The 19,629-nt window shown below is 71.4% G+C and carries 18 protein-coding genes; 13 read left to right on the top strand and 5 right to left on the bottom strand.

All coding sequences use genetic code 11. The features are described 5' to 3' along the window. The first annotated feature begins 6 nt into the window (after nucleotides 1–6). A complete protein-coding gene (locus tag ACZ4Z4_RS05920) occupies nucleotides 7–876 on the top strand; it encodes a SigB/SigF/SigG family RNA polymerase sigma factor (RefSeq protein WP_468322749.1) in 870 nt (289 codons plus the stop codon). A gap of 189 nt (nucleotides 877–1,065) precedes the next feature. Here ACZ4Z4_RS05920 and ACZ4Z4_RS05915 read toward each other — a convergent pair whose 3' ends face one another. Further along, the gene (locus ACZ4Z4_RS05915; RefSeq protein ID WP_468324143.1) at nucleotides 1,066–2,163 is read right to left on the bottom strand and encodes a MerR family transcriptional regulator; all 1,098 of its coding nucleotides are present in this window, start codon (nucleotides 2,161–2,163) and stop codon (nucleotides 1,066–1,068) included. A gap of 190 nt (nucleotides 2,164–2,353) precedes the next feature. Here ACZ4Z4_RS05915 and ACZ4Z4_RS05910 point away from each other — a divergent pair, with 190 nt between their 5' ends. The 3 genes from ACZ4Z4_RS05910 to ACZ4Z4_RS05900 all read left to right on the top strand — a co-directional run bounded on the left by ACZ4Z4_RS05910 (nucleotide 2,354) and on the right by ACZ4Z4_RS05900 (nucleotide 5,735). Beyond that, entirely contained in the window at nucleotides 2,354–3,106 is a 753-nt protein-coding gene (locus ACZ4Z4_RS05910) for a hypothetical protein (protein WP_468322746.1), read from the top strand. Then, nucleotides 3,103–4,203, top strand: coding sequence for a hypothetical protein (locus ACZ4Z4_RS05905; RefSeq protein ID WP_468322744.1), 1,101 nt, complete (start codon nucleotides 3,103–3,105; stop codon nucleotides 4,201–4,203). The genes ACZ4Z4_RS05910 and ACZ4Z4_RS05905 overlap by 4 nt, the downstream gene beginning before the upstream one ends. Before the next feature lie 191 nt (nucleotides 4,204–4,394). Continuing rightward, complete coding sequence (locus ACZ4Z4_RS05900; RefSeq protein WP_468322742.1) at nucleotides 4,395–5,735, top strand: polysaccharide deacetylase family protein; 1,341 nt, start codon at nucleotides 4,395–4,397, stop codon at nucleotides 5,733–5,735. Between the two features lie 61 nt (nucleotides 5,736–5,796). Here the strand turns inward: ACZ4Z4_RS05900 and ACZ4Z4_RS05895 are convergent, their stop codons facing one another. Continuing rightward, nucleotides 5,797–7,920 carry a transglycosylase domain-containing protein gene (locus ACZ4Z4_RS05895; protein ID WP_468324140.1) on the bottom strand — a complete coding sequence of 708 codons (2,124 nt, stop codon included), beginning with the start codon at nucleotides 7,918–7,920 and terminating at the stop codon, nucleotides 5,797–5,799. 223 nt (nucleotides 7,921–8,143) lie between these two features. Here ACZ4Z4_RS05895 and ACZ4Z4_RS05890 point away from each other — a divergent pair, with 223 nt between their 5' ends. Together ACZ4Z4_RS05890 and ACZ4Z4_RS05885 are read left to right on the top strand one after the other, a co-directional pair. Then, nucleotides 8,144–9,262, top strand: a complete 1,119-nt coding sequence (locus tag ACZ4Z4_RS05890; RefSeq protein WP_468322740.1) for an amidase domain-containing protein — start codon at nucleotides 8,144–8,146, stop codon at nucleotides 9,260–9,262. Nucleotides 9,263–9,446: 184 nt separating this feature from the next. Next, on the top strand, nucleotides 9,447–10,130 hold the full coding sequence (locus ACZ4Z4_RS05885; RefSeq protein ID WP_468324138.1) for a GmrSD restriction endonuclease domain-containing protein: 684 nt from the start codon (nucleotides 9,447–9,449) through the stop codon (nucleotides 10,128–10,130). Here ACZ4Z4_RS05885 and ACZ4Z4_RS05880 read toward each other — a convergent pair. Next, nucleotides 10,101–10,502, bottom strand: coding sequence for a DUF6010 family protein (locus ACZ4Z4_RS05880; protein ID WP_468322737.1), 402 nt, complete (start codon nucleotides 10,500–10,502; stop codon nucleotides 10,101–10,103). The two genes, ACZ4Z4_RS05885 and ACZ4Z4_RS05880, sit on opposite strands and share 30 nt — an antisense overlap. A 164-nt stretch (nucleotides 10,503–10,666) precedes the next feature. Here ACZ4Z4_RS05880 and ACZ4Z4_RS05875 point away from each other — a divergent pair, with 164 nt between their 5' ends. After that, nucleotides 10,667–11,605, top strand: coding sequence for a GlxA family transcriptional regulator (locus ACZ4Z4_RS05875; RefSeq protein ID WP_468322734.1), 939 nt, complete (start codon nucleotides 10,667–10,669; stop codon nucleotides 11,603–11,605). Between the two features lie 52 nt (nucleotides 11,606–11,657). Here ACZ4Z4_RS05875 and ACZ4Z4_RS05870 read toward each other — a convergent pair whose 3' ends face one another. Continuing rightward, nucleotides 11,658–13,277 (bottom strand): acyl-CoA synthetase, encoded by a 1,620-nt coding sequence (locus tag ACZ4Z4_RS05870; protein ID WP_468322731.1) that lies wholly within the window; start codon nucleotides 13,275–13,277, stop codon nucleotides 11,658–11,660. Between the two features lie 209 nt (nucleotides 13,278–13,486). On the opposite strand from ACZ4Z4_RS05870, the gene ACZ4Z4_RS05865 reads away from it, so the two are divergent. The 5 genes from ACZ4Z4_RS05865 to ACZ4Z4_RS05845 all read left to right on the top strand — a co-directional run bounded on the left by ACZ4Z4_RS05865 (nucleotide 13,487) and on the right by ACZ4Z4_RS05845 (nucleotide 17,976). Beyond that, complete coding sequence (locus tag ACZ4Z4_RS05865; RefSeq protein WP_468322728.1) at nucleotides 13,487–14,287, top strand: crotonase/enoyl-CoA hydratase family protein; 801 nt, start codon at nucleotides 13,487–13,489, stop codon at nucleotides 14,285–14,287. A gap of 107 nt (nucleotides 14,288–14,394) precedes the next feature. Beyond that, nucleotides 14,395–15,363 (top strand): Zn-ribbon domain-containing OB-fold protein, encoded by a 969-nt coding sequence (locus tag ACZ4Z4_RS05860; RefSeq protein WP_468322725.1) that lies wholly within the window; start codon nucleotides 14,395–14,397, stop codon nucleotides 15,361–15,363. Beyond that, a complete protein-coding gene (locus ACZ4Z4_RS05855; RefSeq protein ID WP_468322722.1) occupies nucleotides 15,364–16,446 on the top strand; it encodes a thiolase domain-containing protein in 1,083 nt (360 codons plus the stop codon). A gap of 7 nt (nucleotides 16,447–16,453) precedes the next feature. Continuing rightward, on the top strand, nucleotides 16,454–17,620 hold the full coding sequence (locus ACZ4Z4_RS05850; protein WP_468324135.1) for a thiolase domain-containing protein: 1,167 nt from the start codon (nucleotides 16,454–16,456) through the stop codon (nucleotides 17,618–17,620). A 113-nt stretch (nucleotides 17,621–17,733) separates the two neighbouring features. Further along, entirely contained in the window at nucleotides 17,734–17,976 is a 243-nt protein-coding gene (locus ACZ4Z4_RS05845) for a DUF397 domain-containing protein (protein ID WP_398304185.1), read from the top strand. A gap of 23 nt (nucleotides 17,977–17,999) precedes the next feature. Here ACZ4Z4_RS05845 and ACZ4Z4_RS05840 read toward each other — a convergent pair whose 3' ends face one another. Then, nucleotides 18,000–18,728 (bottom strand): leucine-rich repeat domain-containing protein, encoded by a 729-nt coding sequence (locus ACZ4Z4_RS05840; protein ID WP_468322719.1) that lies wholly within the window; start codon nucleotides 18,726–18,728, stop codon nucleotides 18,000–18,002. 266 nt (nucleotides 18,729–18,994) lie between these two features. Here ACZ4Z4_RS05840 and ACZ4Z4_RS05835 point away from each other — a divergent pair, with 266 nt between their 5' ends. Beyond that, nucleotides 18,995–19,495 carry a hypothetical protein gene (locus ACZ4Z4_RS05835; RefSeq protein WP_398304189.1) on the top strand — a complete coding sequence of 167 codons (501 nt, stop codon included), beginning with the start codon at nucleotides 18,995–18,997 and terminating at the stop codon, nucleotides 19,493–19,495. The last annotated feature ends 134 nt before the right edge of the window (nucleotides 19,496–19,629 follow it).

Raw genomic sequence — 19,629 nt, 5'->3', positions numbered from 1 at the left:
AACGCCATGATCACCGTGACGCAGGAGCAGACGCAGGACACGGCCACCACCTCGGCCGGGGCGGACCTCGTCGAGCGCGCGTACACGGACCCCTCCTCGATCGCGCCAAAGGACGCGCGTGAGGTGGGTAAGCGATTCTTCGAGCGCCTCACCGAACTCGAAGAGGGCACGCACGAATACCAGTACGTGCGGAACGCGCTGATTGAGATGAACCTCTCACTGGTGCAGTACGCGGCTTCGCGGTTCCGGCACCGTGGCCCGCAGGAGATGGAGGACATCATCCAGGTCGGCACGATCGGTCTGATCAAGGCGATCGACCGGTTCGAGCTCTCCCGCGAGGTCGAGTTCACCTCCTTCGCCGTCCCGTACATCACCGGTGAGATCAAGCGGTTCTTCCGTGACACGTCCTGGGCCGTGCACGTGCCGCGCCGCTTGCAGGAAGCCCGCATCGAACTGTCCAAGGCCACGGAGGAGCTGCGGACCCGGCTCGGCCGCATGCCGTCCACGGCCGAGCTCGCGGAGCTGATGCAGCTGGAGCCCGCGGAGGTCGCGGAGGCCCAGAAGGCGTCCAACGGCTACAGCGCCGTCTCGCTGAACGCGGCGGTCAACGGCCAGGACGACGAGTCCGACACGATGCTGGCCGACTTCATCGGCGTCGACGAGGAGTCGTTCGAGCTCGTCGAGAACTTCCACTCCCTGGCACCGCTGATCGCGGACCTCGACGAGCGGGACCGCACGCTCATCCATCTCCGCTTCGTCGAGGAGCGGACCCAGCAGCAGATCGCTGACGAGCTCGGCTGCTCGCAGATGCACGTCTCCCGGCTGATCTCCCGCGTCGTGGCGAAGCTGCGGGCCGGCCTGCTGGTCACCGAGTGACCCCGAAGAGATCGGCCCGACCGCTCCGCAGGGCATCGCTGCTGCCGTAGCTGTCGCTGCCGCAGTGAGTAATCGACTAATCGACAGGCCCTGGCTCGGCTTGAACGCCCGGCCAGGGTCTGTCGTCGTTCTGTCGTCGTACCGTCGTACCGGATGACGGCAGCCTGACGCCGAACCCCGGATGTCGGGTCAGGCGATGAGCAGGCGGAGGCCCAGATCCGCCGCGTCGAGGCCGGCGAGGTCGCTGTTGCGCTCGGCCCATCTCCCGGAGTCGAGGTCGTCGCCGAGCCTGCGCACCGCCCGCTGCTCGGCCTTTGGCCCGACCCTCGTCCACACCGACATCGCACGCCGCACGCGATCCTCCAGATACGCCCCCGGACGGCGCCAGTAGGCCTCGAACAGCCCGTCGGCGCAGTCCCACGGAATGGGCACGGGCTCAGCGCGGGCGCCGATCGCGTCGGCCATCCCGGCGAGCGGGGGAAACTCCGCGAGGACGGCGGCGAACTCGGGCAGGTAGTCGCGGGTGAGCCAGAACCGGTCCTGCCACCCCGGCTCGTCCGTGTCGACCGTCAGCACCACGACGCGGCGGGCCACACGCCGCATCTCGCGCAGCCCCGCCACGGGATCCGCCCAGTGGTGCACCGTGGAGACGGCCATCGCGACGTCGAAGGACCGGTCGTCGAACGGCAGGCTCTCCGCGGCGGCGGCCACGCACGGCGCCGAACCGGCGGGCCGCTGCCGCCGCATGACCGCGGACGGCTCCACCGCGGTCACGTCGCGGTCGGCGGGCTCGTAGGAACCCGTGCCCGCCCCGACGTTCAGCACCGTCCGCGCGTCCCCGAGCGCGTCCCAGATCTGCGTGGCGATCCGAGGATCGGTCCGCCGGGTCGCGGTGTAGGCGCCGCCGATCGCGTCGTACAGCCGTGCGCCGAGCATCTCCAACTGCTCCTCCGGTGACACCCGCCGTCCCTTCGCCCTCACCTCGAGCTCCCTGTCGATGGCCGCCACCATGGCGTCGGCGTGAGCACGCCGCTCCAGCAGCAGGCCGCGCAGCCGGCGCAGGTGCGCGACCGCGTCGGTGGACGGCTCGCCGACCAGTTCCGCGATCTCCCGCAGACCGAAGCCCAGCCGCCGGTAGGCCAGCACCTCCCGCAGCCGCTCCACGTCGCCCGCCGAATACGCCCGGTACCCGGCCGCGGTCCGCGCCGACGGCCGAACGAGCCCTACCTCGTCATAGTGATGCAACGTGCGAACGCTCACACCGGCCAAGCCGGCCACACGCCCCACGGTCCAGTGATCCTCCACGCCCCTGACTATGGGGCCTGACGCCACGTGAGGGTCAAACCTCACTCCGGGCGCTGCTCGCCCGACCGGCGGCTTCGCCCGGGGGCTTCCCCGCGCCCCGCGCGCGGCTCTAGGCTCGGCCGGTGTCCGCAAGTCCGCAGCCAGGCGTCAGCGCCCTCACTCGGGAGAGACCGTGGACGTCCCGACGTTGATCTTGTTGGGGGCCGCGGGTGGTCTGCTGCGGGGGGTCCTGGACGTGTACACCCGCTTCGTGACCTGGCAGGCCGACCGGCGCACCCACCGGCAATGGGTCGCGGCGGGGGCCGCGCAGGGCCAGGCCCCGCGCTTCCAGGTGTACTTCGACCCCGCTGTCGACGCCGCCGCGGCGGTCGTGCACAGCGTGATGGGCGCGGGGGCCGCCGTGCTGTTCGGCACGACGGACCAGATCAACGGTGAGTACGCCGCCCTTGTCGTCGGCATGTCGGCGCCCATGCTGCTCACCCAACTCGGGCGCATCCAGACGGTGAACGAAGCGGTGACGGGCGAGCGGCCGGCGGCCGCGCCCGCGTCGGCGGACGCGGCCCCGGGTGAGGTCGCGGAGGCGGGTGGGCCTGCGGCAGCCGCGGCCGCGGGCACGGCGGGCGGCTCAGGTCCGGTACCGGCGGCGCCGGCGGCGGCGACGCCAGCAGCGGCGGCTCCGGGCGTCGCAGTCCCCGATGCCGCAGTCCCCAATGCTGCAACCCCGGGTACCGCCGCCGCGAACACCGCAGTCCCGAACGCCGCCGCAGCCTCCGCGGCGCCGACCCCTCCCAACCCTGCGCCCGCGCCCCCGCCCGTAGCCCCACCTGTACCCCCGCCTTCAGTCAGGCCGCCCGAACCTGGCTTTGACGGACGCGGCGCGCCACGATGGCAGCAGAGGCCGGCGACCGGGGAGGAGGGGCTGTGAACAGCGCTCCATACCTCCTGGTCGAGGATCGAGCCGAGTACGAGCGGCTCCTCGACGAGGCGCTGCGCACCGCGCCGGAGCGCCCGGAAATGGCCCTGGTCGGCGACCGGCTGAGCAGTGAGCAGCTGCGCACCATGGCACTGAACGCCACCGCCCTCATCACGGCGGCCGCGGCAGCCGAGTACGACCACTACGTGAAGGTCCGAAACCGGCTCCACGACCCGTCCACCGCGTACTCGTCCCCGGCTTCCACATCCACGCCTGCCGCCCAGGCCGGTCCCGAAGCCACCGCCCCCGCAGGCCCGGCACGGCGGTTGCGCGCGGCCGTCCTCGGGGCCGGAGGACCAGGAAGCCGCCGCACCACCGGCGAAGTCCCCCTGGCCCGGTGGGCGGGGATGTCCTACGGCCGCCGTCTACTGGCGGCGCTGCTCGGCATGCGCGTGCGCCCGGAGGGGCCGAGGGCGACGGGAGCCGTCGGAGCAGCGCGGAGGCCGGGCGCGGCGAAGACTCCGCCGGCAGGCGAGCGTGGCCACGACCCGCTCTCCGCGTATTCGGGGCTGCCCCCTCGGCGAGAGGCCGGAGCGGGTGTGTTCGCCACCTTCCTCGTGCTCGGCACCGTTCTCTCCGGGGCGGCCGCCCTGGTCTTTCTGGCCGTCGGTCTCCTCCTCAAGGCGTTGGGCGCCGGGTCGGCAATCACTCCGGCCGTGATCACGGGGGCGTGGTTCTTCGGTGCTCTGACGGCGGCCGGCCTTGTCGTCGCCGCGATCGGGTTGACGGTGACCGCGCTGCGCAACGATGCGAGGACGCCCCCGCCGGACGTGCCCAGCGAGTTGCAGGAGGAAGTGGAACGGGCCAGAGCGGCCTGGCGGCGAGCCGTAATGGAACGCGGTCTGCGGCCCTTCCTGGCAGAGGCGCTCGCGGACCTGGACGCCACTCCACCGGCCGGACGCGGCACCGACTCCCGAGTTCCCCGACTCGGCTACTCCCGCCCCCACTTCGGCCCCGGCCCCGACGCCCCTCAGCCACCCCGCCCGACGTACGTGACCCCCGACTTCTCCTCCCCGGACTTCGGCGGCCGCGAAGACCGGCCGGAGTGACCGGCCACCCCTCCCACCCGGCCCTGGCAGAGCCAGTCGAGCTCCCCGCACGCGCCCCGAGGCAGTCGATTGCCGCGAGGCCGCAGTGTGTTGTGTGCAACCCGGGGTACTGAACCCCACCCCGTCGGTCCTATATTCATACAAACAATTCACGCGCGGCCCTGCTGCGATGAACACGGGGTAGGACCGCAGTGATCGAACCCGACGGCACTGGACCCGCCCGGGCTGCCGAGTCCCGCGCTGCCCGTAAGGCACGGGAGAAGGCCCGGAAGCGCAAGCGCACGGCCGTGGTCGCGGCCGTGCTCGGCCTGGGCGGGGTGGCCACCACGGCCGTGCTCGCCCTCGCGAACTCCTCGGGGGGCGGCAGCGACGCCGCCGGGCACACCGCGTCGACCTCGTCGGGCAGCGCGGCGGAGAAGGCGCGCTCGGCGAAGCGCGCGAAGAAGGGCGAGGAGAAGTGGGACGGCAAGGTCCGGGTGCTGGGCGACGGCTCCACCTCGTACACCGGGCCGCAGCGCGGACAGCTCAAGCCCAAGAAGCTGAAGCCCGGTGAGAAGCCGCCGCAGTTCGTGGTCTTCTCCTGGGACGGCGCACTGGAGGGCGACGACCGCCGCTTCTCCCACTTCCGCAAGGCCGCGCGGGAGAGCAAGGCCCACATGACCTTCTTCCTCACCGGCATCTACCTCCTGCCGGAGAGCAAGAAGTCGCTCTACCGCCCGCCGCAGCACAACCCGGGCTCCGCCGCCATCTCGTACCCGACCGTCCCGCACATCCAGACCACGCTGGAGCAGCTGCGCGGCGCCTGGAAGGACGGCAACGAGATCGGGTCGCACTTCAACGGGCACTTCTGCGGTCCCAAGGGCGGCGGGGACTGGAGCCCGGCGGAGTGGAAGAGCGAGATCGAGCAGACGTATTCGTTCATCAAGAAGTGGAAGACCAACACCGGCTTCACCCAGGAGCAGCCCCTGCCCTTCGACCCGGACCGGGAAGTGGTCGGTGGCCGCGCGCCCTGCCTGGAGGGGCAGAAGAACCTCCTGACCGCGATCAAGCCGTTCGGCTGGCGTTACGACGCGAGCTCATCGGGGGACTTCCAGATATGGCCGTCCAAGATCGACGGCATATGGAACTTTCCCCTGCAACTCCTGCCCATGGAGGGCAAAGAGGTGCAAGTCCTCTCCATGGACTTCAACTTCCTCTACCACCAGTCCGGCGACAGCACCCAGGGCGACCCGGCGAAGTTCCCGGCGTGGGAGGCGCAGGTGCGGAAGTCGTACATGAACGGCTTCAACCGCGTCTACAACGGCAGCAGGGCGCCGATGTTCATCGGCAACCACTTCGAGGACTGGAACGGCGGCATCTACATGAACGCCGTCGAGGACGTCATGCGGGACGTGTGCCCGCGCAAGGGCGTCCGCTGTGTCTCCTTCCGGGAGTTGGCGGACTGGCTCGACGTCCAGGACCCGAAGGTGCTCGCCCGGATGCGGCTCCTCGACCCCGCGCAGGCGCCGGACTGGAAGTCGATCGTCAAGTAGGGGGTGGCGGGCCGCCCACCTTGGGTGTGCGGCCGCCCCGGCTGCCGGGTAGCCCCGCCCCCTATTCCACCGCCTTGATGTAGTCCGCCCACAGGCCCACCGCCCGCTCGCTGCCGAGCCTTCCGGGGGCGTCGCCGCCCAGCCCCTTGAGCGGCAGTGGCACCAGATCCTTCAGCGACATGCGGTAGACGACCACGGCCGTGGTCTCGTCCCGGGTGCCGCCCACGAACCAGCCCGCCGTGTTCGAGGCCGTCGTCCCGGTCTTGCCCACGGCGCCGGCGTGCGCCCCGCCCGCCGCCTCGGCCGATCCGTCGGTCATGGTGGCCCGCAGGGCGTCCGTGACCGTCCGGGCGGTCTTCTGCGACACCGCCCGGGAGGCCTTCGGCTTGTCGATCGGCACCGCGTCCCCGGCCCGGGTGATCGAGCGCACCGAGTACGGGTCGGTGTGCATGCCGTCGGCGGCGAAGGTCCGGTACGCGCCGGCCATCCGGATGGCGCTGGGCGTCGAGTTCTCCCCGAGCGCGAACGTGGGGATCCGCTCCCCGAGGCTCGATTCGAGCAGCCCCGCCCGCAGGGCGTACTTCTCCACCCGGTCCAGGCCGACGTCGAGGCCGAGTTGGAGCATGGGCGTGTTGACGGAGTCGGCGACGGCCCGCTGCAAGGTCACCTCGCCCCAGTCCTTGCCGCCTTCGTTGCGCCCCTTCACCACCTTGCCGCTGCGGTCCCAGTACGGCCCCTCCGGCGTCCGTACGGCGATCCGGTCGTCGCCGTCGTAGACGCTGGCCGGGGAGACGGGGGTGCGGCCCCCCTCGCGGGTGCGCTGCACGCCGTCCTCCAGCGCGGCGGCGTAGACGAAGGGGGTGAACGCCGTACCGGCCGGGATGGTCGTCGCGTTCGACTGGTTGAAGCCCTGCTTGAGGAAGTCGCGGCCGCCGTACACGGCGAGCAGCCGGCCGTCCTTGCCCACGCTCGCGACGCCGATCTTCGCGTACTTGTCGGTGCGGGGCCGCCGCTTGGCGTCGAAGCCCTTCTCGGCCTTCCGTACGGCGGCGGTCAGGGCCTTCGTGCGCTTCTTGTCGAAGGTCGTGCGGATCTGGTAGCCGCCGAGGTCGTAGTCAGCGGTGCTGATGTGCCCGGCCTTCATCGCGTGCCGCTTGGCCAGCTCCACCAGATAGCCGGTCTGCGCGCCGGGGATGGTGCCGCCCGACCCCGGCTTCGTGGGCTCCGGGAACTTCTTGTACGTGGCGCGCTCGGCCTGCGTGAGATGGCCGGTCTTGACCATGCGGTCCAGGATCCAGTTCCACCGCCCGACGGCCCGCTCGCGGTTCTCCTTGCCGAGGGCCGGGTCGTACAGTCCGGCGCCCTTGAGGAGAGAGGCCAGGAAGGCGCCTTCGCTCGCGTTGAGCCGCGAGACGTCCTTGCCGTAGTACGCGTGCGACGCGCGCTGGATGCCGTACGTGCCGCGCCCGAACCAGCTGGTGTTCAGGTAGTCCTGGAAGATCTTGTCCTTGCTCGTGTGGTTGTCCAGCTTCACGGCGAGCAGGGCCTCGGTGAACTTCCGGGACAGGGTGCGGTCCTGGCTGAGGTAGACGTTCTTCACGTACTGCTGGGTGATGGTCGACCCGCCCTGGGTCTCCCCGCCGGTGACCGCGGCGGTCGCGGCGCGCAGGACACCGCTCGGCGAGACGCCGGAATCCGAGTAGAAGCTCGCGTTCTCGGCCGCCAGGACGGCCCCTCGGACCTTCGGCGGCACCTTGTCCAGCGGTATCTCCTGCCGGATGACCCAGCCGGTGCGGGCCATGACCGTGCCGTCGGACCAGTAGTACACATTGTCCTGCTGCGTAGCGAAGGAGTTGAGGTCGTCCGGTATGTCCGTTGCGGCGTACGCGATCGCGACGAAACCGGTCAAGCCGACGAACAGGTACAAGAAGGCGCCCAGCCACTGACGCCACGAAGGCACCCACCGCCGCCAACCGCTGCGCCCCGGCCGGGGGTACGCGGGACGCAGCCGCCGCAGTTGCCTGCGCGCCAGGGCGAGGGCGCCGGGTATGCCACCCTCCGACCGCGCCCTGCGCCGCTCCCCGGCCCGCTTGTGCCGCTCTCCGGCCTTCCTGCGCCGGCCCGTCGCCGCACGGTGGCCCCCCTGCGCCGCCCGCCGCCCCCCGGACCCCTGACCTGCGGCCATCCTGCGCTCACCCACCCCGTATGCCTCCTCTGCTGCGCTTGCCGCACACCTTAGAGGTACGCCGGGAACGGCCGTCGGGGCCCCGGTCCGGGAGCCCTGTGGGCTTAGCGGGAGCAACGGCACAGCAAAGGCGCGTAGTTGTGCGAAGATTCCGTGCCCCAGTCGGGGTGATCAGGAGAAAAAAGGAAACACAGTGATATCCAAGAGATATAGATACGCCGCCGTGGCAGGTGTGACCGCGGCCGTGGCGTGCGGCTCCCTGCTCGCGGCTCCCGCGCACGCGGACGCCGCCGACGGCCGGCCCCACAAGGCCGACCGCGAGACGGTCGCCGTCTTCGCCCGCATCGCCGACGACGTCCTCTCCCGGCGTACCGAGGCACTGGTGGAGAAGCACGCGGCGCGCGGCGGCTCCGGCTCCGGCGCGTCGGCGGCGCGCATGTCCGGTCGGCTGAAGAAGGACGAGGACGCCGCGCTGCGGTCGCTGCGCACCCGCAAGTCCCGCCTTGCGAAGCTCGGCGAGGCCTACACGAAGGCGGACACGCGCGTTGTCGTGGACCGGGCCACGATCACCGGCACCATGGCGACCGTCCAGGTCACCTCGTCGTCGACGCTCACCTACAAGAAGCTGCGCGGGGACGAACCGGACACCACGGTGTCCACCACGCGGCAGGAGCTGAAGCTCGCCGGCACGAAGGACGGCGGCTGGAAGCTGACCGCGATCACCTCGCGGGACAACGGCCCCGTCGCGGTCGACGAGCCGTCGGTGGCGCGCGTGAACACCGTCGAGGACGACGGGAACCAGTACCCGGACGGCACGCCGGCCTCCACCAAGTACCCCACCACGCCGATGCCCTCGGGCAAGACGGCCGGTGCCTACGACTACGCCGCCATGGCGCGGTACGCGGAGAAGTACTGGCGCAGCTACAACCCGGCGTACCGGAAGTTCAACGGATCCGGCGGCGACTGCACCAACTTCGTCAGCCAGGCGCTGAAGGCGGGCGGCTGGAAGGCCGTCCCGGGCTCCGCCTACGACTACCGGAACTGGTGGTACGAGAGCGCGAGCCAGAGCACCTCGTGGGTCGGCGTGAACGAATGGGCGTGGTTCACGCTGTCCAACCGGCGGGCCCCGAACCTGGCGAGCGCTTACCAGATGGACGTCGGCGACGTCCTTCAGGTGGACTTCGACAGGAACGGCTCCAAGGACCACACCATGATGGTCACCTACCGCGACAGGCGGGGCATGCCGTACCTGACGTACCACTCCACCGACACGTACCGCAGGTCTCTCGCGAGTGTCGTCGCGTCCTACCCCGACGCGCGTTACTTCGCGTACCGCACCTGACGGAACCAGTAGCCCTCACCGGACCGGCGCGGCCGGCACCGGTGGGGGACACCACGAGGAGCAAGCGGCGGCTCTCCAGGAGGCGCCGGGTCGGCTCTGCGGTACGACTGTTCCCTCCTGACGGGTGAGACAAGGCCGGCGCAGCGGCCGGGCGGCGGCCGGGCCCGGTATCACTGCCTTCGTGATGAACATGCCCGCGCGCGCCCTCGCGGCCGCCGTCTTCGCGCTGCTGCCCATGGCAGCCACCACCACCCACGCCGCACCGGCCCTTCCGCAGCCGCGCCCCCTGAGTCTGGCCGACGCGATCGGCCGACTGCCGGTGGCCGCGGAGTCCCGGGACGGATACGTCCGCGGCGCGTTCAAGCGCTGGGTGGACGACGACCACGACAACTGCACCACCCGTGCGGAGGTCCTCATCGCGGAGTCGCGCACCAAAGCGGTGATCGAGGGCGACTGCCGGGTCACCGCGGGCACCTGGTACTCGTACTACGACGGGAAGACGGTCGACGAGCCGCGGGCCGTGGACATCGATCACACGGTGCCGGTGGCGGAGGCCTGGGACTCGGGCGCCTCCCGGTGGAGTCCGGAACGGCGTGAGGACTACGCCAACGACCTCGCCGCCGACGCTTCCTTGGTCGCGGTCACGGCGAGGAGCCACCGTGCGAAGGCGGACAGGGATCCGGCCGAGTGGCTGCCGCCGCTCGCGGACGCCTACTGCACCTACGCGGCCGACTGGACGGCGACGAAGCTGCGGTGGTCGCTGAGCGTCGACAGGGCCGAGGCCGCCGCGCTCCGTGAACTCGCGGAGGGCTGCGGCCGGCAGCAGGTCGAGTACACATCAGCTCCGGACGAGACGGGAACGGCGTAGGGCCACGCGGGGGGAAGGTCCTCCGGCGAAGCACCACAGGGCGATGACCGGATCGCAGATGGCACATGCCAGGGATGCGTCGTGGTAGAAGGGCAGGATCGGATTGCCCTTGAGGTGGTGGGCCATGTCCCAGGCGGTGTGGAGCAGCCAGCCGACGCCGATGAAGGTCCAGGAGTCCAGGCCGCGGTAGGCGACGTAGGCCGTGAGTGCGACGAACGGCAGCTCCCACGGGCCGAAGCCGCCCCCGCTCAGGTAGGCGGCGCCGGCTCCGCCCACCATGACCGCGTTGAAGCGGCGTCGGTGCGGTTCTTGGATCAGGGACATCAGCAGGCAGTAGACGATGCCGACGATCACGGGTGACACGAGGTTCATGACCCGAAGTCAACCGGCTTCCCGGACGCTCGCCCAGTGGCACTGTCGACAGCTTTCGACGGGATAGTGCCAACACCCTCTCGAAGGGTGTGAGCTGTGGTGATGCGGAGCTTGGGGGAGGGTGGTCCGGGTCCCTCGCGCTGGTGGGGCGGTAGGTTCGCGCCATGCATACGGTTGCCGTTCTCGCGCTGGACCAGGTGATCCCGTTCGACCTGTCCACCCCGATCGAGGTCTTCTCCCGGACGCGCCTGCCCGACGGGCGGCCCGGCTACCAGGTCCGGGTGTGCGCCGAACGCGACGAGGTCGACGCCGGAGCCTTCACCCTGCGTGCCCCCTGGGGCCTTGAGGGCCTTCGGGACGCGGACACGGTCATCGTGCCGGGCGTCACCGATCCCGCTGCCGCGCCGCCTCCCGCCGTGCGCGACGCGCTGCGGTCGGCCGCTGCCGACGGCACCCGGATCGCCTCCCTCTGCGTCGGCGCCTTCCCCCTGGCCGCCACCGGGCTCCTCGACGGGCTGCGCGCCACGACCCACTGGCGCGCGGCCGGGCTGCTGGCCGCCACCCACCCGGACATCGACGTCGACCCGGACGTCCTCTACGTCGACAACGGCCAGTTGCTCACCTCGGCCGGCGCCGCGGCGGGCATGGACCTGTGTCTGCACATGATCCGCCGCGACTACGGCTCGGCCGTCGCCGCCGACGCCGCCCGCCTGTCCGTCATGCCTCTCGAACGGGAGGGCGGCCAGGCGCAGTTCATCGTCCACGACCACGCGCCCACACCGCAGGGCTCCGAGCTGGAGACGCTGCTCACCTGGCTGCGGGAGAACCTGGCCCGCGACCTCACCCTCGCCGACATCGCCGAGCGGGCCGGGACCAGCACCCGGACCCTGATACGGCGCTTCCGCGACCAGACGGGCACCACCCCGCTCCAGTGGCTCCACCGGGCCCGCATCCGCCAGGCACAGCACCTGCTGGAGACCACCGAGCACTCAGTGGAGCGCATCGGCAGCCAGGTCGGTTTCGGCTCGCCCACCACCTTCCGCGAGCGCTTCAAACGCACCGTCGGCGTCAGCCCGCAGACCTACCGGCGCACGTTCAGGTGAACCAGTGACCCAAAGCCGCCGTCGACCGGCCGACACAGCGCCCACGACAGCCCTATCCCTGGCCCTCCGCCGCGACCGCCTTGGCCCAGCGGTAGTCCGCCTTGCCGCTGGGTGAGCGCTGGATGTGGTCCGTGAGGACCACGGAGCGGGGGATCTTGTATCCGGCGAGCAGCGTGCGGCAGTGGGCCTGCACGGCCTCCAGGGTCAAGGGGGCGGCTTCGGCGCGGGGTTGGACGACCGCGGCCACCCGGCTGCCCCACCGCTCGTCGGGGACCCCGGCGACCAGCGCGTCGTACACGTCGGGGTGTGACTTGAGGGCCTGCTCGACCTCCTCCGGGTACACTTTCTCGCCGCCCGTGTTGATGCACTGCGAGCCGCGGCCCAGCACGGTGACGATGCCGTCCTCGTCGACCGTCGCCATGTCGCCGAGCAGCACCCAGCGTTCGCCGTCCTTCTGGAAGAACGTCTCGGCGGTTTTCGCCGGGTCGTTGTAGTAGCCGAGCGGCACGTGTCCGCGCTGGGCGATCCGGCCGATCTCGCCCACCGGGACCGGTTCGTGCGTCGCCGGGTCCACCACCCGCGTACGGTCGTTGACCTCCAGGCGGAAGCCCTTCTCCGGGCCCGAGTCGTCCGTGGCCTTGCCGTTGGAGCCGGACTCGGACGACCCGAAGTTGTTGAGGAGCAGTACGTTCGGCACGAGCTCCTGGAACTGGGCGCGCACCGTCTCCGACATGATCGCGCCGGACGAGGAGACGCTGAACAGCGAGGACAGGTCGGTGCCCTTGAGCGGGCCGCGCAGGGCGTCGATGAGCGGCCTGAGCATCGCGTCACCGACCAGCGACACGCTGGACACCCGCTCCTTCTCGATGGTGCGCAGCACTTCTTCGGGCACGTACTTGCGGTGCAGGGCGACCCGCTGCCCGTAGTTGAACGCGATGAACGACGTCAGCGTCGAGGTGCCGTGCATCAGCGGGGGAGCGGGGAAGAACGTGAGGCCCGGGCCGCCCGCCGCGACGCGCTCGGCCAGCTCCTCGGGCCGCTTCACCGGCTCACCGGCCGGCTCGCCCCCGAAGAGGCCCGCGAAGAACAGGTCTTCCTGGCGCCACATGACGCCCTTGGGCATACCGGTCGTGCCGCCCGTGTAGATGATGAACAGGTCGTCGGCCGAGCGGGGCCCGAACCCGCGCTCCGGCGAGCCCGCCGCCTCCGCGTCGGTGAAGGCCACCACGTTGAGCGGGGGAGCGTCCGCGGGCGGCGCCCCCACCCGTATCAGATGCCGCAGCCTCTCCGTGCGCGGCAGCGCCGCCGCGACCCGGTCCGTGAACTCGGCGTCGAAGACGAGCGCCGCGAGGTCCGCGTCGCGGTAGAGGTAGACCAACTCCTCCTCGACGTAACGGTAGTTGACGTTGACGGGTACGAGTCGCGCCTTGAGGCAGGCGAGGACCGTCTGGAGGTACTCGACGCCGTTGTACAGGTGCAGGCCCAGGTGCTCGCCCGGTTCGAGGCCGCTGTCGACGAGGTGGTGGGCGATGCGGTTGGCGGCCGCGTCGAGCGCGGCATAGGTGAGCCGGCGCTCCGCGCCGGTGCCGGGGTGGTCGATGTAGACGAGCGCCTCGCGGTCGGGGACCACGTCGACGACCGACTCGAACAGGTCGGCAAGGTTGTACTCCACCGCACTCCTCCTGACCCCGGCGTCCTCACTGACGTCCCGCTTGGCGGTCATCAGAGCAGAGGCACTCACAACTGGGAAGGGCCTCCGCGCAAAGAAACTGACTGGGTGTCAGAAAAGTATTGAACTGGCTCCCCGGCTACTGCAACCTGTTCCAGGTCCGGAGGCGACAGGCCGGCCGCTCGGTGGCCGTCGATGGAGGGAGCACGGCAATGGGTGGGACGGAACACCTCTCCGTGCGGCGCGAAGGCGCCACACTGATACTCACGCTGAACAGGCCCGAGGCGAAGAACGCGCTCTCGCTCGCGATGCTCGTCGGCCTGTACGACGGATGGGTCGAGGCCGACGAGGACGACGACGTCCGCTCCATCGTGCTCACCGGCGCGGGCGGCTCGTTCTGCGCGGGCATGGACCTCAAGGCCCTCGCGGGCCAGGGCATGGCGGGCGAGCGGTTCCGGGACCGGCTCAAGGCCGACCCCGATCTGCACTGGAAGGCGATGCTGCGCCACCACCGCCCCCGCAAGCCCGTGATCGCCGCGGTGGAGGGCTACTGCGTGGCGGGCGGCACGGAGATCTTGCAGGGCACCGACATCCGCGTGGCGGGCGAGTCGGCGACCTTCGGGCTCTTCGAGGTCCGGCGGGGACTCTTTCCCATCGGAGGGTCCACCGTGCGGCTGCCGCGGCAGATCCCCCGTACGCACGCCCTGGAGATGCTGCTCACCGGGCGCCCCTACCCGGCGGCCGAGGCCGCCTCGATCGGCCTGATCGGACACGTCGTGCCGGACGGCACCGCGCTGGACAAGGCCCTCGTCATCGCCGAACAGATCAACGCGTGCGGACCGCTGGCCGTGGAGGCGGTCAAGGCGTCCGTGTACGAGGCGGCCGAGCTGACGGAGGCGGACGGCCTGGCGGCCGAGCTGAAGAGGGGGTGGCCCGTGTTCGACACGGCCGACGCGAAGGAGGGTTCCAGGGCCTTCGCGGAGAAACGGGCTCCTGTCTTTCGGCGGGCGTAGCTCTCTTGTCGGCTGCGGGCCGGTGGGGGCGGGCCGCGCAGTCCCCCGCGCCCCTCCCGGGGCGCCCCTTAATCCACCCCGTTCCCCCTAGTAGAGGGAGTCCGTCCATGACACCCGCCCCGTCCCCCGAGGTCCTTCGCGCACCTCTCGTCGTCGAGTTCCCCTTCACCCGGTCCCTCGGGCCCGTGCAGAGCGCCTTCCTCACCGGATTGCGCGAGCGCACCGTGCTCGGGGTCAGGACCGGTGACGGCCGCACGCTCGTGCCGCCCGTCGAGTACGACCCCGTGACCGCCGAAGAGCTGCGCGAGCTCGTGGAGGTCGCCCCGACCGGCACCGTCACCACCTGGGCCTGGAACCACGAACCGCGCCGCGGCCAACCCCTCGACACCCCCTTCGCCTGGGTCCTGGTGGAGCTCGACGGCGCCGACACCGCCCTGCTCCACGCCCTCGACGCCCCCGGCCCGGACTCCGTGTGCACCGGCATGCGCGTCCGGATCCGCTGGGCCGCCGAACGCGTCGGCGCCATCACGGACATCGCCTGCTTCGAGCCGTACGAAGGGGGCGGTGATCGCGGGCCTGCCCAACCATCTCACCACAGCGGGGAGTTCACCGACCCCGTCACCGGGATCGTCGCACCCGCACGGCTCGACTACACCTACTCGCCGGGCCGCGCCCAGACCGCGTACATCAACGCGCTCTCCGCACGGAAGACCGTCGGCGAGCGCTGCCCGTCCTGCCGCAAGGTGTACGTCCCGCCCCGCGGCGCCTGCCCCACCTGCGGCGTCGCCACGGCCGAACGGGTGGAGGTCGGACCGCGCGGCACCGTCACGACGTACTGCATCGTCAACATCAAGGCGAAGAACCTCGACATCGAAGTCCCTTACGTCTACGCGCACATCGCCCTCGACGGCGCGGACCTCGCCCTGCACGCACGCATCGCGGGCATCCCCTACGACCAGGTCCGCATGGGCCTGCGCGTCGAACCGGTGTGGACCGAGGGCGGCCGCTTCCCCGACCACTACCGGCCCACCGGCGAACCCGACGCCGACTACGACACGTACAAGGAGCTGGTGTAGATGGCGCCCCGCAAGCCATCCGTGCGGCGGCCCGCCCGTGACGTCGCCATCGTCGCGTTCGGCCAGAGCGACCACCTGCGCACCACCGACGAGCTCTCCGAGGTCGAGATGCTCATGCCGGTGCTGCACGAGGTCCTCGCCGCCACCGGCATGAGGACCAGCGACATCGGGTTCACCTGCTCCGGCTCGTCGGACTACCTCGCGGGCCGCGCCTTCTCCTTCACCATGGCGCTCGACGGGGTGGGCGCCTGGCCGCCCATCTCCGAGTCGCACGTCGAGATGGACGGCGCCTGGGCCCTCTACGAGGCGTGGGTGAAACTACAGACCGGCGAGGCCGACACCGCGCTCGTCTACTCGTACGGCAAGTCGTCGCCCGGCTCCGTGCGCGACGTGCTGACCCGGCAGCTCGACCCGTACTACGTGGCCCCGCTCTGGCCCGACTCCGTGGCGCTCGCCGCGCTCCAGGCACAGGCGCTGATCGACGCGGGGGAGACCGACGAGCCCGCTCTCGCCGGGATCGCACACCGCAGCCGCACGGACGCCGCCACCAACTCCCATGCGCAGCTGGCAGGTTCGGTCGGGCAGGGCGACTATCTCGTACGTCCCCTGCGCACCGGGGACTGCCCGCCCATCGGCGACGGGGCGGCCGCCGTGATCCTCGCCGCGGGAGAGCGGGCCCGGGAGCTGTGCGGGCGGCCGGCGTGGATCCGCGGCATCGACCACCGCATCGAGGCGCACGGTCTGGGCGTGCGCGACCTCACCGACTCACCGTCGACGCGCCTGGCCGCCGAGCGGGCCGGAGTCTTCGAACGTCCCGTCGACACGGCCGAACTGCACGCCCCCTTCACCTCGCAGGAGGTCGTCCTGCGCAAGGCTCTGCGGCTGACCGACGACGTCGCCGTCAACCCCTCCGGCGGCGCCCTCGCCGCCAACCCCATGATGGCCGCCGGACTCATCCGCCTCGGTGAGGCCGCCGCCCGCATCCACCGGGGCGCGTCGGACCGGGCCGTCGCCCACGCCACGTCCGGACCCTGTCTGCAACAGAACCTGGTCGCCGTCCTGGAAGGAGAGACCCGTGGCTGAGGCGCGCGTGTCCAAGGAACCCGTGGCGGTCGTCGGCGTCGGCCAGACCAGGCACGTGGCGGCGCGGCGTGACGTGTCGATCGCGGGCCTGGTCCGGGAGGCCGCCCAACGGGCGCTCGCCGACGCCGAGTTGACGTGGGCCGACATCGACGCCGTCGTCATCGGCAAGGCGCCCGACTTCTTCGAGGGCGTGATGATGCCGGAGCTGTACCTGGCGGACGCGCTCGGCGCCGTCGGCAAGCCCATGCTCCGCGTCCACACCGCGGGCTCCGTCGGCGGCTCCACGGCGCTCGTCGCCGCGAACCTCGTCGCGGGCCGCGTCCACGGCACGGTCCTCACCCTTGCCTTCGAAAAACAGTCGGAATCCAACGCGATGTGGGGCCTGTCGCTGCCCGTCCCGTTCCAGCAGCCGCTGCTCGCCGGCGCGGGCGGTTTCTTCGCCCCGCACGTGCGCGCGTACATGCGGCGTACCGGCGCCCCCGACACGGTCGGCTCCCTCGTCGCGTACAAGGACCGCCGCAACGCCCTGAAGAACCCTTACGCGCACCTCCACGAGCACGACATCACCCTGGAGAAGGTGCAGGCGTCGCCGATGCTCTGGGACCCGATCCGCTACTCGGAGACCTGCCCGTCCTCCGACGGCGCCTGCGCGATGATCCTCACCGACCGTGCGGGCGCGGCCCGCGCGCCCCGGCCGCCCGCCTGGGTGCACGGTGGCGCCATGCGCAGCGAGCCGACCCTCTTCGCGGGCAAGGACTTCGTCTCCCCGCAGGCCGGCAAGGACTGCGCGGCCGACGTCTACCGGCAGGCCGGCATCGCGGAGCCGCGCCGGGAGATCGACGCCGTCGAGATGTACGTGCCGTTCTCCTGGTACGAACCGATGTGGCTGGAGAACCTGGGCTTCGCGGCGGAGGGTGAGGGGTGGAAGCTCACCGAGTCCGGTGTCACGGAACTGGACGGCGACCTCCCGGTGAACATGTCCGGCGGTGTCCTGTCGACCAATCCCATCGGGGCGTCCGGCATGATCCGCTTCGCCGAGGCGGCACTTCAGGTGCGCGGCCAGGCGGGCGAGCACCAAGTCGACGGCGCGCGCAGGGCACTTGGGCACGCCTACGGCGGCGGCTCGCAGTTCTTCGCCATGTGGCTCGTCGGCGCCGAACCGCCCACCACCTGACGACGGACCGCCGGACGCCGGACGGATCGAGGTCCTGCCCCCGCGGCCTGTCCGGCGCCCGGGGGCGAAAGCTAGGCTGGCGCCCGACCGACGCATTCGGGAGGAGCACGGACGTGGCCGACAGCACCACTCAGCAGCATCCGCTCGCGGGCTGGGACAAGCCGGAGCTCGACCTCAGCACGGCGGACTGGCGATCGAGCAGCGAGGGGCGTGGGGACGTGGAGATCGCCTTCGTCGAGGGCTTCGTCGCCATGCGCAACAGCGGCCGCCCGGAGAGCCCTTCCCTGATCTTCACCCCGGCGGAGTGGGGCGCCTTCGTCCACGGCGCCCGGGCGGGCGAGTTCGACCTGACGTAACGCACGGGGACCGGCGGCCCGGGTCAGCGCAGCACCACGCAGCCCCGGGCCTCCAGGGCGCGCAGCAGCCGGCCGCCGACGCGTACGTCGTTCCAGCGCAGGTCCAGTTTCTCCAGTGCGGGCAGCTCGGCGATCCAGTCGGGGAGCTCCGTGAGCCGGTTGGCGCGCAGGTCGACGCGGCGCAGCAGGGGCAGGCCGCGGAGTGCGCCCGGGACCTCGGTGAAAGCGTTCTCGCGCAACTCCAGTTCCCGCAGCTCGGTGAGGCGGCCGACGCCGGCCGGCAGCCCGGTCAGGCGGTTGCCGCGGAGCCACAGCTCCCGTAGGGCGCCGAGCGAGCCGATCGACTCGGGCAGGCGGGACAACTCGTTGTGCTGGGCGCGCAGTTCGACGAGTCCGGCGAGGCCGCCGAGTGTGTCGGGGAGGGCGGTCAGGCGGTTCTCGCCGACGTTGAGATACGCGAGCCGGGTGAGGCGGCCGAGGGTCGCGGGCAACTCGGTGAGTGCGTTGTCGTGGAGATAGAGGAAGCGGCTGAGGGCCGTGAGGTCGCCGAGCTCGTCGGGGACCGCGCGCAGCCTGTTGTGGCCGAGGTCGAGGGTGTGCAGAGAGGCGAGCGTGCCGATGCGGGCGGGCAGGCTCGTGAGCGCGTTGTCGGGCAGGAGCAGGCTTTCCGGGCCGGGATGGTGCCACACCTCGTCCGGTATGGCGTCGAGGCCGCCGCGCCAGTAGTTCAGTACGGATTCGTCGTCGGTCATGGGAAGCCATTGTGTCCGGGGGTGCGCCGGGGTGGGGCCGAGGTGGTCGCCGGGGTGGCGCCGGCCGCAGGGTGATTCCGGGGCGGCGTCGGGGCGCGGGGTGATTCCGGGGCGGCGCTGGGCCGCAGGGTGATGGGGTGCCTCCGGTTAGGGGCCGCGGCTTCCGGGGCCCGGAGTGCTGCGTGGCTGGTCGCGCCGTCCGCCGCCCCCGCGAGGCGGGCCCGCCCCCGCGCCGGTACGCCCCGCAGGCCACGTACCATAGGCGCATGTCCTTCCTCCGCCGCCGCAGCTCCGCCACCCCCGCGGGCCCGGACTTCGATGTCCTGGCCATGGACCCCGGTGACTGGCCCGGCAATCTCGGCGCGGGCCTGCTGCCCGCCCCCGACGGCAGCTGCCAGGGCGTCTTCCTGCGCTACGACCTGTTCGGCGGCCGCGGCCCCGCGATGATCATCGGCAACCTCCCCGAGGGCTCGCCGGCGCGCGAGACCGCCGAGGGCGAGATCCCCTTCGAGGTGGCCCAGCTGCTCCTGGCGCTGGAGAACGACGAGGACGTCACGGTCGTCTCCGCCGAGGACGTGCCGGTGATGCAGGGCGACAACCTCCTCATCGTGCGCCGTCTCAAGCTCTCCGAGAGCCGGATCTCCTGCGTGCAGTTCGACCGCAGTGACAACGTCCTGGTGACCATCGCCGCCTGGGACCGGCCGATCACCGACGACCTGTACGCGCTCCTGAAGCCGCTGCCCGCGGAGCTCTTCCAGCAGGGCTGACGGCCCGCCGCCGCGCAGCGGCACCTGTCACACCCGTACTTCCGTCCACGCGCTGCCCCGTTCCGGTCAGGGAACGGGGCAGTTTTGTCGTGCCCTCATCGGTCCTCTTGCCGGCCCAGTCATCGGACTTTCAA

The sequence above is a fragment of the Streptomyces sp. NPDC030245 genome, from assembly GCF_055572995.1.
The sequence above is the reverse complement of the archived record's forward strand: the minus strand, read 5'-3'. Positions and strand labels throughout refer to the sequence as shown.

Coding starts and splice junctions, on each gene's coding strand:
- ACZ4Z4_RS05920 (WP_468322749.1), top strand. CDS start 7: ATGATCACCGTGACGCAGGAGCAGACGCAGGACACGGCCACCACCTCG.
- ACZ4Z4_RS05895 (WP_468324140.1), bottom strand. CDS start 7,920: ATGGCCGCAGGTCAGGGGTCCGGGGGGCGGCGGGCGGCGCAGGGGGGC.
- ACZ4Z4_RS05885 (WP_468324138.1), top strand. CDS start 9,447: ATGAACATGCCCGCGCGCGCCCTCGCGGCCGCCGTCTTCGCGCTGCTG.
- ACZ4Z4_RS05880 (WP_468322737.1), bottom strand. CDS start 10,502: ATGAACCTCGTGTCACCCGTGATCGTCGGCATCGTCTACTGCCTGCTG.
- ACZ4Z4_RS05875 (WP_468322734.1), top strand. CDS start 10,667: ATGCATACGGTTGCCGTTCTCGCGCTGGACCAGGTGATCCCGTTCGAC.
- ACZ4Z4_RS05865 (WP_468322728.1), top strand. CDS start 13,487: ATGGGTGGGACGGAACACCTCTCCGTGCGGCGCGAAGGCGCCACACTG.
- ACZ4Z4_RS05860 (WP_468322725.1), top strand. CDS start 14,395: ATGACACCCGCCCCGTCCCCCGAGGTCCTTCGCGCACCTCTCGTCGTC.
- ACZ4Z4_RS05855 (WP_468322722.1), top strand. CDS start 15,364: ATGGCGCCCCGCAAGCCATCCGTGCGGCGGCCCGCCCGTGACGTCGCC.
- ACZ4Z4_RS05840 (WP_468322719.1), bottom strand. CDS start 18,728: ATGACCGACGACGAATCCGTACTGAACTACTGGCGCGGCGGCCTCGAC.
- ACZ4Z4_RS05835 (WP_398304189.1), top strand. CDS start 18,995: ATGTCCTTCCTCCGCCGCCGCAGCTCCGCCACCCCCGCGGGCCCGGAC.